The sequence below is a fragment of the Streptomyces sp. NPDC046197 genome, from assembly GCF_040646295.1.
Taxonomy (GTDB): Bacteria; Actinomycetota; Actinomycetes; order Streptomycetales; family Streptomycetaceae; genus Streptomyces.
Genome location: NZ_JBEYZY010000003.1, coordinates 169965 through 183007 on the forward strand (window position 1 = coordinate 169965; position 13043 = coordinate 183007).

Below are 13043 nucleotides of genomic sequence, written 5' to 3' on the forward strand. Positions count from 1 at the left end.
GACCACCCGTGCTCAGTGCCTGGATCACCCCGTTTCGCTGTGGAGTGTCAGGGCCGATCGAGCGCTTGAGTCACTCGTTCGTGAGCGCGTCGGCTCACCTGTCGAGTGCCGCCAGCGCCTTCTTCACCAGAGCCGCACGGTCGGCCGCCGACGGGACGTGCTCCAGGCCGAATCCGAGGAGCACCGTCCGGTCCGTGGTGACGGCCCCGTAGGTTTTGAAGAGGGTTCCGCTGCGCGTCCAGTCCTTGAGGACGGCCGGGCTGCCCGGGGGCGGTCCGGGGACTCGCCAGGGGCCGAGGGACGTCTCGAAGCCCTCGGTCTCCTTCGCCGTGCCACCTACCACCAGCGAGGCGTCGTCGGCCAGGACGCCGTGACCCCCGGTGCCGGGGTCGGTGACGTAGCTGAGGGAGACCTCGACCGACTTGCCGGCGTACGCGCTCAGGTCGAAACTCACCTGCTGCCAGCCGCTGGAGGAACCGGTGAAGCTGTTCCACGAGCCGCTGGTGCCGGTCGCCGCGCAGCCGCCGGAGGCCAGGGTCAGGTAGTGCTTGAGCCACGGATGCTCGTTGACCAGGAATCCGGCCCCGCACTCCGCGGGCACGGTGTTGCTGGTCCTGCCACCCGCATCCGGAAGCGTCGACCAGTCCTCGGCCCCGGTGGTGTGGATCTCCACGATCGCATGGTCGTAGCCGGGTTCGGTGTCCCACAGCAGCCGGGTGCGCAGCGTGGGCCTGTCGGCCGCGCCCACTCCGGTGAGGTCGATGGTCCGGGTGAGGCGCTTGTAGGCGTCGTCGGTGTGGACCGCGGCGGCCATGTAGGAGCCCCTGTAGGGCCCGTACGGGTTGGCGGTTCCGGCGAACTGCCCGGCGCCCGCGCTCGCGAACTGCGGATAGGTGGCCGCTGGCAGTGCCTCGGAGGTCACCCCGTAGGTGCCCGCCTTGTCCAGCGGGTTGCCGGGCGCGTCGCCGAGCGCGCCGGTGTACCCGGCGAGCCGGCCGGAGCCGGTGAACCCGGTGGCGCCGGAGGTGGAGGTGCGCGAGTAGGCGCCGAGGTAGTACTGGCTGAAGTCGTCCGAGAGGGTCCCGCCACCGAGGTCGACGCTGCCGCCGGCCCGCTCGCCCGCCTCGATCAGCTTGCCGCCCTCGTTGAGGTAGGCGCGCAGCTGGAGCTGGGTGGCGTTGCCCGGGCCGCTCGCGCCCGAGTAGTGGACGACCGTCCTGAAGTGCTTGAGCACGCCGAGCGCGTCGGGCGCGCCCTGGGTGGCGACGTCCCAGACGATCGCCCTGTGCCCGTCGGCCTTCAGGGCGTCCACGTACTTCTGCGCCTGGCCGGCGGCCAGGCCCTCCTCGGCGACCACCAGGGTGTCCGCGGCGGGCCGCCGCGCCACCGTGTAGGTGAAGTGCCGGCTGGACACCTTCTTGCCGCTTCCGGTCTCGCCGGTGAACCAGACCTCGACCCTGTCCCCCGGGACGCCGTCCTGGACCTTGGCCCGGTACTCGTCGAAGTGGAGGTTGTCCGCACCGCCGTAGGTGACGCCACCCTTCCAGGGCCTCAGCGCCTGGTCGAGCGTACGGCCGCCGTTGACGCGGTACTTGAGCTCCTTGCCGCGCACGGACTTGCGGACGACGACCGAGACCTCCTGATCGGCGCCGCGCGCGTAGGACGTGGTGAAGGAGGACGGGGTGAAGTCGGCGGCGCTCAGTCCGACCGAGGACGTCGGCCGGTCGGGGTGGGAGGCCGTCTCGGCGACGGAGAGCGCGAAGGGGATGTTCTTCTGGAACTCCTTCTCGATCAGCTTCTCGTCGTCGGGGAAGTTGAAGACCGACGGGCAGTCGGCCGCGTTCCAGGCGTCGTTGGGATCGGCGTTGGACGCGGTCTGGCACGTCGACATCTCGGGGGTGAACATCGCCATGCCGTTGACGTTCGCGGCGTGGCCGTCCGCCTCGCCGTTGGTGGTGTACAGCTCCGAGGAGAGCTGCGAACGGTAGCCGGGGATCGCCGGGTTGTCCGGAGTGCCGGCCAGTGCCTTGTAGAGGACGTCGTCCGGGGTGGGGGTGGCCACCTGCCAGCCGACGCCGTACAGGAGCAGTTCCGCGGCGGAGTGGTAGTTGATGGCGTATCTGAAGTGGATGCGTTTTTCGAACTTGTCGAGCGCCTGGGTCTCGGGCTCGGAGCCGGGCGCCGCACCCCGGTAGGTCTCGCTGGTGGGGTTGGGCGAGGAACCCTCGTCGTCGTAGCCCCACTTGTAGGCGAAGTTGCGGTTGAGGTCGACGCCGTCGCCGGTGGAGATGACGCCGTCGCCGTTGACATCGCGCAGGTTCTTGCGCCACAGGCGGGTGGTGGAGTCCTTGAAGGTGTAGTCGTAGCCGTCGGGGTTGGCCGACAGGACGAACCACAGCTCGGTCGAGTCGACGATCTTCCGGATGCGCTTGTCCGTCCGGTAGTTGTCCAGGTAGTAGTGCATCAGCCGACGGGTCGCCTCCGGCGTGATCCACTCGCGCGCGTGCTGGTTGGACAGGTACAGCACGGCCGGCTTGGAGCCGTCCCTGGACTTCCGGGCGCCCTTGGTGAGCTTGAGCGCGAGGATGTCCTGGCCCCTGACGGTCTTGCCGATGGAGACGACCTTGGTGAGGTCGGGGTGGGCCTGCCCGGTCCTGACGATCTCCTCCTGCAGGCCGCCCTTGCCGCTGTACGGCCGGAACACGCCCTGCGAGGCGCCCTCCACCTTCCTCTCGGCCCTGGCCGACAGGGTGTGCTCCGTGAGATGGACACCCTGTTTCGCAAGCTTCTCGGCCTGCTTGTCGGTGAGGTAGAGCTCGACGGTCGTCCGGCCCTTGCCGGACACCTGGTCGCCGAGTTCCTGGCCGTCCTGGCCGGCCTTCAGAAGAAGGGGGACCTGCTGTGCGGTGATGTCGGCGTGAAAGACCTTGACCTCGTCCGGATCCGGTGCGGCCGGACGTCCGCTCTGCGCCTGGGCGATGGGTGCGAGGCTCGCTCCGCCGAGCAGGAGCGCGCCGACAGCGAGGATCGATCTCGCTCTGTGTCTCATGAACCCCCCTAGCGGTGGTCCGCCACCGCGGCGAACAGTTGCCAGGCTCATGTCAGTCCTTGGTCGCGTCAAGGGTGCCTCCAGGACAGGAAGAACGCCGGTGCCGGAGACCCAAGAGGGTGCTGACACCGGCGTGTTGGGGCCGACAGGGGTGTGCCGAGAGCGGCTGAAAGGGGCTTGTGTGCGCAGGCCGGTCAAGCTCGTACGTGAGGCACCGGCCGGGGTTGGGGTGCGGGGCCGAGGGAGGTCGCGTGCGGGCGGACTGAACTCGTGGGGACGGGAGACGTCACGCGCGGGCCGACTGGGCTTGTGCGGGGACGGGAGACGTCACAGGCAGGCCGATGGGGTTTGCGTGGGGACGGGAAGCTCGCGTGCGCGGCTGACAGACCGTTCGTACGACTGTCAGCGCGCGCCCGTCAGCCCGCGAGGTTGTCCGCGAGTTCCTCGCTGAGGTTGGCCTCCGTTCCCGGAATGCCCAGGTCGGAGGCGCGCTTGTCGGCCATCGCCAGCAGACGGCGGATCCGGCCCGCCACGGCGTCCTTGGTCAGCGGCGGGTCGGCCAGCGCGCCCAGCTCCTCCAGGGAGGCCTGCTTGTGCTCCATGCGCAGACGGCCCGCGGCCGCGAGGTGCTCGGGGACGTCGTCACCGAGGATCTCCAGGGCCCGCTGGACCCGGGCGCCGGCCGCGACCGCGGCCCGGGCCGAGCGGCGCAGGTTGGCGTCGTCGAAGTTGGCCAGCCGGTTCGCCGTGGCGCGGACCTCGCGGCGCATCCGCCGCTCCTCCCACGCCAGCACGGACTCATGGGCGCCCAGGCGGGTCAGCAGGGCACCGATGGCGTCTCCGTCACGCACAACGACCCGGTCGACGCCGCGCACTTCCCGGGCCTTCGCGGCGATCGACAGCCGACGGGCGGCGCCGACCAGCGCCAGTGCGGCCTCCGGGCCCGGGCAGGTCACCTCCAACGAGGAGGAGCGGCCGGGCTCGGTGAGCGAGCCGTGTGCCAGGAAGGCCCCGCGCCAGGCGGCCTCGGCGTCGCAGGTGGCCCCCGAGACCACCTGCGGGGGCAGCCCGCGGATAGGGCGGCCCCGGCCGTCCACGAGGCCGGTCTGGCGGGCCAGCTGGTCACCGCCGGCGACGACGCGCACGACGTAGCGCGAACCGCGACGCAGCCCGCCGGGCGCCATCACGATCAGCTCGGAGCCGTGACCGAAGATCTCCAGGATGTCCCGCTTGAGGCGCCGGGCCGCCATCGCGGTGTCCAGCTCCGCCTCGATCACGATGCGCCCGCTGACCAGATGGAGGCCGCCGGCGAACCGCAGGATGGCGGAGACCTCCGCCTTCCTGCAGCAGGTCCGGGTGACGGGGAGTCGGGAGATCTCGTCCTTCACCGCTGCCGTCATCGCCATGGGCCGATCCTTCCATGCATCCGAAAAATACGGTCGTACGCGGCGGCCAACAGCTCCGGGTCGTGCCGCGGAGATCCGTCCCTCCGGGCCACCGGCGCCAGCTCGACCGCGGCGCCGAACCGCTTGGCGGCCTCGGTGAGGACTTCGCGGTCGGGCACGGCGGCCTCGTCGGCCAGCACCACGTCCAGGGCGAGTTTAGGGGCGTGTCGTCCCAAAACCTCCAAATGACGCTGCGGGGAGAAGCCCTCGGTTTCTCCCGGCTGCGGCGCGAGGTTCAGGGAGAGCACCCGGCGTGCCTTGGTCTCGGTGAGCGCGTCCAGCAGCTCGGGCACGAGCAGGTGCGGGATGACCGAGGAGAACCAGGAGCCGGGCCCGAGCACCACCCAGTCCGCGTCCAGAACCGCCTCGACGGCTTCGGGGACCGCGGGCGGGTCGTGCGGCACCAGGTGCACGGACTGCACCTCCCCCCGCGTCAGGGCGACGGTCGCCTGACCCAGTACGGTGTCGACGTCGTCCGGCCGGGCCGGGTCGTGGCCCCTGACCAGGGCCTGCAGCTCCAGCGGCACGGCGGACATGGGCAGCACCCGGCCGTGCGCGCCCAGCAGCTTGCCGACCAGGTCCAGGGCCTCGACATGGTCGCCGAGCTGCTCCCACAGGGCGACGATCAGCAGGTTGCCGACCGCATGGTCGTGCAGGTCGCCCTGGGAGGTGAAGCGGTGCTGGATGACACGGGCCCAGGTCTGGCCCCAGTCGTCGTCACCGCACAGCGCGGCCAGCGCCTTGCGCAGGTCGCCGGGCGGCAGCACGCCCAGCTCGTCGCGCAGGCGCCCGCTGGAACCGCCGTCGTCGGCCACGGTGACGACGGCGGTCAGGTCACCGGTGATCCGGCGCAGTGCGGCGAGCGAGGCGGACAGGCCCATGCCGCCGCCGAGGGCGACCACCTTGGGCTGGGCGCCACGGCGGCGCGGCCGGGCACCGCGGGCCTCGGCGGGACGCCCCGTCCGCCCCTCCGTCACCGGGCGTCCCGAACGTGATTCGGGCACCACCCGGCGCAGCCTGCTCAGCCGCGGAGTACGTCCGGTCACTCGCGCCCCATGTCCCGGTGGACGACGACGGTCTCCACGCCCTCGGCCGCGAGCCGCGCGGCGAGCTTCTCCGACATGGCCACCGAGCGGTGCTTGCCGCCCGTGCAGCCGATGGCGATCGTCACGTAGCGCTTGCCCTCGCGGCGGTACCCGGTGGCGATGAGCCGCAGCAGCTCGGCGTAGCGGTCGAGGAACTCCTTGGCGCCGGGCTGGTTGAAGACGTACCCGGCGACCTCCTCGTTGAGGCCGGTGTACGGCCGCAGCTCCGGGACCCAGTGCGGGTTGGGCAGGAAGCGCATGTCCGCCACCAGGTCGGCGTCGACCGGCAGGCCGTACTTGAAGCCGAAGGACATGACGGTGGCCCGCAGCTCGGGCTCCTCCTCGCCGGCGAACTGGGCGTCCATCTTGGCGCGCAGCTCGTGCACATTGAGGCTGGAGGTGTCGATCACCAGGTCGGCGTCGCCGCGCAGTTCGCGCAGCAGCTCGCGCTCGGCGGCGATGCCGTCGACGATACGGCCGTCGCCCTGCAGGGGGTGCGGGCGGCGCACCGACTCGAAGCGGCGCACCAGCGCCTCGTCGGAGGACTCCAGGAAGACGATCCGCCGGGTGACGTTCTTCGCCTCCAGGTCCGCCAGGGATTCGCGCAGGTTGTCGAAGAAGCGGCGGCCTCGGACGTCCACGACGACCGCGATCCGTGCCACGTTGCCCTGCGAGCGGGCGCCGAGCTCCACCATGGTGGGGATCAGTGCGGGCGGGAGGTTGTCGACCACGAACCAGCCGAGGTCCTCCAGACACTTGGCGGCCGTGGACCGGCCGGCCCCTGACATGCCGGAGATGATCACCAGCTCGGGGATGGCCGCGTCGGGGACCCCGGCCGTGTCGATGCCCGTACTCACCTGTGCTCCGTTTTCCTGGACCGCTTGCTCCCGCTGGTCCTCGTGCGTTTCCTTGTGAGCCTGATCTCGCTGCACTGTGGGCTGCTCTTCGTGCTCGGTCATGTCTCCTGCCCCCGTCGCTCGTCCGGGGCACCCGTGGGCACGGGCTCCCCTGGGGAACCCGCCGTCGTCTCGGGTTCCATCTCTTCCATGATCTCTCCAGTCGCCGTGTTCACGGCGGGTGCGGCCGGGGCCGCCCGGGCGAAGGCCGCGGCGATCGTCTCGGCCGTCTTGCGGCCTATGCCGGGAACCTCGCAGATCTGGTCGATCGTCGCGGACCGCAGCTTCTTCACCGAGCCGAAGTGCTTGATCAGCGCCTGCTTGCGCGCCTCGCCGAGACCCGGCACATCGTCCAGGGCGCCGGCCCGCAAGCGCTTGGCGCGCTTGGTCCGCTGGTAGGTGATGGCGAAGCGGTGCGCCTCGTCGCGAACGCGTTGCAGCAGGTACAGGCCCTCGCTGGTGCGGGACAGGATCACCGGATCGTCCTCGCCCGGCACCCAGACCTCCTCCAGACGCTTGGCCAGGCCGCACACGGCGATGTCGTCGATGCCGAGCTCGTCCAGGGCCCGCTGGGCGGCCGCGACCTGAGGCTGCCCGCCGTCGACGACGACCAGCTGCGGTGGGTAGGCGAACCGCTTGGGCCGCCCGTCGTCCTCGGGGAAGCCGCTCGGTGAGCCGTCGAGGGCACTGTTGCCCGAGCCGCTCGGTGAGCCGTCGAAGGCGCCGTCGGGCGCGCTGTGCGAGGCGGCGTCGGGCGAGGCGTGCGGCGATTCGTTGTGCGAGCCGTCGGCCGGACCGCCGGCGGCGCCGTCCTCGCTCTGCGCCCACTCGCCTGTCCGCTCCTTCTCGGCGAGGTAGCGGCGGAAGCGACGGCTGATCACCTCGTGCATGGACCGGACGTCGTCCTGGCCCTCGAAGCCCTTGATCTGGAAGCGGCGGTACTCGCTCTTGCGCTGCAGGCCGTCCTCGAAGACGACCATGGAGGCCACGACGTCGTCGCCCTGCAGATGGGAGATGTCGTAGCACTCGATCCTGAGCGGGGCGCTGTCCAGGTCGAGGGCCTCGGCGATCTCCTCCAGCGCGCGCGAGCGGGTGGTCAGGTCGGAGGCACGCCTGGTCTTGTGCAGCACGAGCGCCTGCTGGGCGTTGCGCTGCACGGTCTCCATGAGGGCCCTCTTGTCGCCGCGCTGCGGGATGCGCAGGGAGACGCCGGAACCGCGGCGGTCGGTCAGCCACTGCTGGACCGGCTCCAGCGGGTCGGGCAGGGCAGGGACAAGGACCTCCTTGGGCACGGCGTCGCCCGTCTCCTCCCCGTAGAGCTGCTGCAGGGCGTGCTCGACCAGGGCGCCGGTGCTGACGTCCTCGACCTTGTCGGTCACCCAGCCACGCTGACCGCGCACGCGCCCCCCGCGCACGTGGAAGATCTGCACGGCCGCCTCCAGCTCGTCCTCGGCCACGGCGATGAGGTCGGCGTCGGTCGCGTCCGCGAGCACGACCGCGTTCTTCTCCATGGCCTTCTTCAGGGCCCCGATGTCGTCGCGCAGGCGGGCCGCCCGCTCGTACTCCATTTCCTCGGCCGCCTCCATCATCTGCTTCTCCAGGCGGCGCAGGTACGTGCCGGTGCGGCCCGCCATGAAGTCGCAGAACTCCTCGGCCAGTTCCCGGTGGTCCTCGGCGGGGATCCGGCCGACGCAGGGCGCCGAGCACTTGCCGATGTAGCCGAGCAGGCAGGGGCGGCCGGTGCGGGCGGCGTTCTTGAAGACGCCGGCCGAGCAGGTGCGCACCGGGAAGACGCGCAGGAGGAGGTCGACGGTGTCGCGGATCGCCCACGCGTGCCCGTACGGCCCGAAGTAGCGCACGCCCTTCTTCTTGTGGCCGCGCATCACCTGCACGCGCGGGAACTGCTCGTTCATCGTCACCGCGAGGTAGGGGTAGCTCTTGTCGTCGCGGTACTTGACGTTGAACCGGGGGTCGAACTCCTTGATCCAGGAGTACTCCAGCTGCAGGGCCTCGACCTCGGTGGACACCACGGTCCACTCCACGGACGCGGCCGTGGTGACCATGGTGCGGGTGCGCGGGTGGAGGTTCGCCAGGTCCTGGAAGTAGTTCGCCAGGCGCTGGCGCAGGCTCTTCGCCTTTCCGACGTAGATCACCCGGCGGTGCTCGTCGCGGAACCTGTAGACCCCGGGGGAGTCCGGGATGTCTCCCGGCTTGGGGCGGTAGCTGGAGGGGTCGGCCATGTCTCACACCCTACTGGCGGGAAGTGACAGCGCGGCGGGCCTGTGGACAACGCCGCGCCCCGGCCACACGGTCGCGCGACTACGCACCGTGACCACCTGGGCGTCGCCTGCTCATGACCCGTCGCACAGGCGGCCCAGCCCGCCGTGGCCGGGGTGCGGACTCGGCCAGGAGTGCGCGGCCATCGGGCATCAGGTGTTGTCGGGACTTGGTCAACACGCTTCAATGCGGGGGAACTCGGGGCCGTGAGCAACGGCGCACGGATGTGAAGCCATGCCCACCGCGCCGACGGGGTGGCCCCGGGACTCACGTGAACGGTCTGACCAGCCGTTGTGAACATTCACAGAAAGGCCCCTGCATGCCGCACGCTTCACAGCAGGCGGACGTCGCCACCGCGGAACTGCACACGGCCCTGCGGGGCGGCCCCTTCCACGTAGCGCTGCGCGCCGCGATCGCCGCCCGCGGACTGCCGCTGCAGCGCGTGCAGCACCACTTGTCGCGTTACGGAGTCAAGGTCGGGGTCACCAGCCTGAGCTACTGGCAACAGGGCGCCCGGCGCCCGCAGCGCCCGGAGTCCCTGCGTGCCGTACGGGCGCTGGAGGAGATCCTGCACCTGCCGGAGGAGTCGCTCATCCGGCTGCTCGGCGAGACCGAGGAACTCTCGGCCGCCCGGCGGCCCGCGGCCCGTTCCTACCGCTCCCTCGTCGAGGCGTCGGGCGTCCTGGAGCGGCTGCTGGCAGAGCTGGACTTCCCGGTCGACGGCGGGTTGCACACCCTCGGACACCACGAGCGCGTGCGGATCGGGACGCGTCGCGAACTGGCGGGGCGCGAGTCCCAGCACATCGTGCGCGCCCACCGCGACGGTGTGGACCGCTTCATGGCCGTCCACCAGGGCGACCCGGGGTGTGCACCGGAACGGATGACGGTGCACGCCCTGGAGAACTGCCGGACGGGGCGCCTGCGCCGGCACCACGACACCGGGGTGCTGGTCGCGGAACTGCTCTTCGACACCCGGCTGCGGGCCGGTGACACGTTCCTCTTCCGCTACGGAGTCGAGGACGGTACGGCCGGCGTGTCGCGGGAGTACGTCCGGGGATTCGCGTCCGCGGGCGGGCAGTACGCCCTCCAGGTTCGCTTCGACGCCGGTGCCCTGCCTGCGCGCTGCCACCGTTTCACCCAGCACTCGGCGGCGGCTCCGCGCAGCGGCCGCCACGAGCTGCCGGTGAGCGAACGGCACCGTTCCGTCCACCTCGTCGAGCCGCGGGTGCGGTCCGGCATCGTGGGGATCGGCTGGGACTGGGAGTGAGCGGCCGCGCCTGAAGGGCCGACCGTGCGCCGAGGGCCCGGGACGGGGTCCGAACGCCTCCTCCGGGTCAGGCGCCCGGCCCGGCGACGACCTTGCCGTTGTCCGCACGGACCGCAAGCTCCTGCAGCGGCTCGGTGGCCGGGGACTGCACGACCTTGCCGGTCGTGGCGTCGAACTGGCTGCCGTGGCAGGGGCAGACGAGGGTGGTTCCCTGCAGCTTGTTGATGGGGCAGCCCGCGTGCGTACAGATCGTGCTGAACGCCTTCAGGGCACCGTCGGCTCCCCTGCTGACCACCACGTTGTGATCCCGGTACAGCTTGGCGCCGCCCTTGGCGATCTCGCTCTCCGCGCCCAGTTCGACCGGCCCGGTCGGGGTCGCCGCCACCGAGGCTCCGTCGCCACCCGGCGCGCAGGCGCTGAGTGCGAGCCCCGCAACGGGTGTGAGGGCCGCTCCCCGAAGGACGGTACGACGGCTCGCGGAGGGTCGGCCGGACATGAGCATCTCCACTGGTCAAAGGACTGTGCACAGCGACCCTACCCACACGTCGCGGTCGTCCCGGGGGTGGGGCGGCTGGACGTAAACGCTTGCGCAAGCGTTTACGTCAGACTCGGAATGCGGTACGGTCGCCGCCACAGAGCCGCCCGGCACTCCACGGAGGGAAGAACGCGATGCCGACCATGGCCGACGTGGCACGCACCGCCGGGGTCTCCGTGGCAACCGTCTCGCACGTGCTGAACGGCACCCGGCCGGTGCTGCCCCACACCCGCCAGGCGGTGCTCGACGCCGTCGAGGAGCTCGGCTACACGCCGAACACCCTCGCCCGCTCCCTGGTCACCGCCCGCACCCGCTCCATCGGGCTCGCGGTCTCGGCCATCAGCAACCCCTACTTCACGGAGATCCTGCAGGGGGTCGAGGCCTGTGCCCTGGAGCACGGCTACAGCCTGCTGATCGCCGACCCGCACGACGACCCCGCGCACGAACGCAAGGTCGTTCAGCTCCTGCACGAGCGCCGCGTGGACGGAATGATCGTCGCGCCGTCCGCCCACCCGCACGACCTCGTCGCCTACCTCGCACGTCATGCCGTGCCCACGGTGTTCCTGGACCGGCTCGTCGACGCCGGATCGGACCGCACACCCCGCTTCGACCAGGTCTGCGCCGACAGCAGCGGACCGACGGCCGGCCTCGTCACCCACCTCGCCGCCCTCGGCCACCGCCGGATCGGCCTGGTCGCGGGCCTGCCCGGCCTCAGCACGACCCGCGAACGCGTCACCGGATACCGGCACGGTCTGGCGGCCGCCGGGCTCGCCCACGACGAACGGCTCGTGGTGCACGGCGACTCCTCCTCGGAGGGCGCCGAGCAGGCCACCGCGGCCCTGCTGTCCCTCGCCGCGCCACCCACGGCGCTCGTCACGGCCAACAACGCGATGACCATCGGCACCCTGCGCGCCCTGCGGGAGCGCGGTCTGGACGTGCCCGGCGACATCGCGCTGTGCTGCTTCGACGACTTCGCATGGGCCGACCTGTTCTCGCCACGGCTGACCGCCGTCGCCCAGCCCAGCAGAGAGCTCGGCGCACGGGCCGTCCAGGTGCTGCTGGACCGCCTGGCCGAGCCGGACCGGCCGCCCCGGACGGTGCGGCTGCCCTGCACCTTCGTCCACCGGACGTCGTGCGGCTGCCCGGAGCAGCCGCGGCCGCTCCCGGAGCCCGCCGCGCCCGAACACCTCGCACGCTTCCAGCAGGCCGGTGCGCCCGAACACCGCGCACGGCCCTCCGAAGCCGGCCCGCCCAAGCAGCCCGGGAATCCCGGGAAGGCCGTCGCACCCGAGCAGCCCGGGAGTCCCGAAAAGGCCGTCGCACCTGAGCAGCCCGGAACTCCCGGGAGAGCCGTCGCGCCCGAGCAGTCCGAGAAAGGAACCCCCTTGTGATCGTCGTCGCCGGTGAAGCCCTGATCGATCTGGTGCCGCAGGGCACGGGCGCCCTCGCCGACCTCAAGCCGGCACTCGGTGGCGGCCCCTACAACACGGCCGTCGCTCTCGGCCGCCTCGGCTCCCCCACCGCCTTCTGCTCCCGCACCTCGTACGACGCCTTCGGGGAGGCCCTGCTCGACGGGCTGCGGGAGGCGGGCGTCGACGTCTCCTCCGTGCAGCGCGGTACGGAACCGACCACGCTCGCGGTCGCCACGATCGGCGCCGACGGCTCCGCCGCGTACTCCTTCTACGTGGACGGCACCGCCGACCGGCTGTTCACCGTGCCGGCGCAGCTCCCGGCCATGACCCGAGCGGTGTCCTTCGGCACCTGTTCGCTCGCTCTGGAGCCCGGGGCGAGCGCCTACGAGGCATTGATGAAGTCCGCCGCCGCCCAGGGCGTCTTCACCGCGCTCGACCCGAACATCCGGGTCGGACTGATCCCGGACGCGGACGCCTACCGGGATCGCTTCAGGAGCTGGCTGCCCTCGGTGTCGCTCCTCAAGCTCTCCGAGGAGGATGCCCGCTGGCTGGGCGGCACCCCGCGCGAGTGGCTGGCCGCCGGTCCCTCGGCCGTGGTGATCACCCACGGCGGCGACGGGCTGACCGCCTACACCCCAGACGGCGCGGAACACTCCGTGCCCGGCGAGAAGGTCGACGTCGTCGACACCATCGGCGCGGGGGACACCGTGAACGCGGCCCTGCTGCACGGCCTGTCCGTCCGCGACGCCCTCTCCCCGGAGGGGCTCAGGGCACTCGGCGCCTCCGGCTGGACCCGGCTGCTGCGGTTCGCGGCCCGCGCGGCGGCGATCACCTGCTCCCGCGCGGGGGCGGAGCCGCCGTATGCGCCGGAGGTGGGCGAGCTCTAGTCGGCGCCGGGTCCGCGGTGATGTTGTCGAGGTGCGGCTGGACGTGCCGTGCGTCGAGCCGCAGGGACCGGGCGGCCGGCTGTTCAACGAGCGGCGCCCCGAGGGAGGTTCCCTCGGGGCGCCGCTCGACGTGCGGGTTGCCGCTGGGCGGTGTCGTTCGGATCACCCCGGGTCCGCGGTGATCCGAACG

General features: G+C 71.6%; 9 protein-coding genes. 3 read left to right on the forward strand and 6 right to left on the reverse strand.

Translation table 11 applies throughout. From position 1 onward, the window contains the following. Positions 1-94: 94 nt before the first annotated feature. The 5 genes from AB0A61_RS05935 to uvrC all read right to left on the reverse strand — a co-directional run bounded on the left by AB0A61_RS05935 (position 95) and on the right by uvrC (position 8715). A complete protein-coding gene (locus AB0A61_RS05935) occupies positions 95-3049 on the reverse strand; it encodes a M14 family zinc carboxypeptidase (protein ID WP_361286734.1) in 2955 nt (984 codons plus the stop codon). 416 nt (positions 3050-3465) lie between these two features. After that, on the reverse strand, positions 3466-4455 hold the full coding sequence (gene whiA / locus AB0A61_RS05940) for a DNA-binding protein WhiA (protein WP_361286737.1): 990 nt from the start codon (positions 4453-4455) through the stop codon (positions 3466-3468). Further along, the gene (gene yvcK / locus AB0A61_RS05945) at positions 4446-5540 is read right to left on the reverse strand and encodes a uridine diphosphate-N-acetylglucosamine-binding protein YvcK (protein ID WP_361286739.1); all 1095 of its coding nucleotides are present in this window, start codon (positions 5538-5540) and stop codon (positions 4446-4448) included. Before yvcK ends, whiA begins: the two co-directional genes overlap by 10 nt. Beyond that, on the reverse strand, positions 5537-6538 hold the full coding sequence (gene rapZ / locus AB0A61_RS05950; RefSeq protein ID WP_361286741.1) for an RNase adapter RapZ: 1002 nt from the start codon (positions 6536-6538) through the stop codon (positions 5537-5539). Before rapZ ends, yvcK begins: the two co-directional genes overlap by 4 nt. Further along, positions 6535-8715 (reverse strand): excinuclease ABC subunit UvrC, encoded by a 2181-nt coding sequence (uvrC, locus tag AB0A61_RS05955; protein ID WP_361286743.1) that lies wholly within the window; start codon positions 8713-8715, stop codon positions 6535-6537. Before uvrC ends, rapZ begins: the two co-directional genes overlap by 4 nt. Positions 8716-9071: 356 nt before the next feature. Between uvrC and AB0A61_RS05960 the strand changes: the two genes are divergently transcribed. Continuing rightward, complete coding sequence (locus tag AB0A61_RS05960; protein ID WP_361286746.1) at positions 9072-10019, forward strand: hypothetical protein; 948 nt, start codon at positions 9072-9074, stop codon at positions 10017-10019. Positions 10020-10086: 67 nt separating this feature from the next. Here AB0A61_RS05960 and AB0A61_RS05965 read toward each other — a convergent pair whose 3' ends face one another. Then, positions 10087-10515: a Rieske 2Fe-2S domain-containing protein gene (locus AB0A61_RS05965; protein ID WP_361286749.1), complete on the reverse strand. Its 429-nt coding sequence runs from the start codon at positions 10513-10515 to the stop codon at positions 10087-10089. A 173-nt stretch (positions 10516-10688) separates the two neighbouring features. On the opposite strand from AB0A61_RS05965, the gene AB0A61_RS05970 reads away from it, so the two are divergent. Beyond that, positions 10689-11945 carry a substrate-binding domain-containing protein gene (locus tag AB0A61_RS05970; protein ID WP_361286752.1) on the forward strand — a complete coding sequence of 419 codons (1257 nt, stop codon included), beginning with the start codon at positions 10689-10691 and terminating at the stop codon, positions 11943-11945. After that, positions 11942-12853, forward strand: a complete 912-nt coding sequence (locus AB0A61_RS05975) for a carbohydrate kinase (RefSeq protein ID WP_361286755.1) — start codon at positions 11942-11944, stop codon at positions 12851-12853. The genes AB0A61_RS05970 and AB0A61_RS05975 overlap by 4 nt, the downstream gene beginning before the upstream one ends. The last annotated feature ends 190 nt before the right edge of the window (positions 12854-13043 follow it).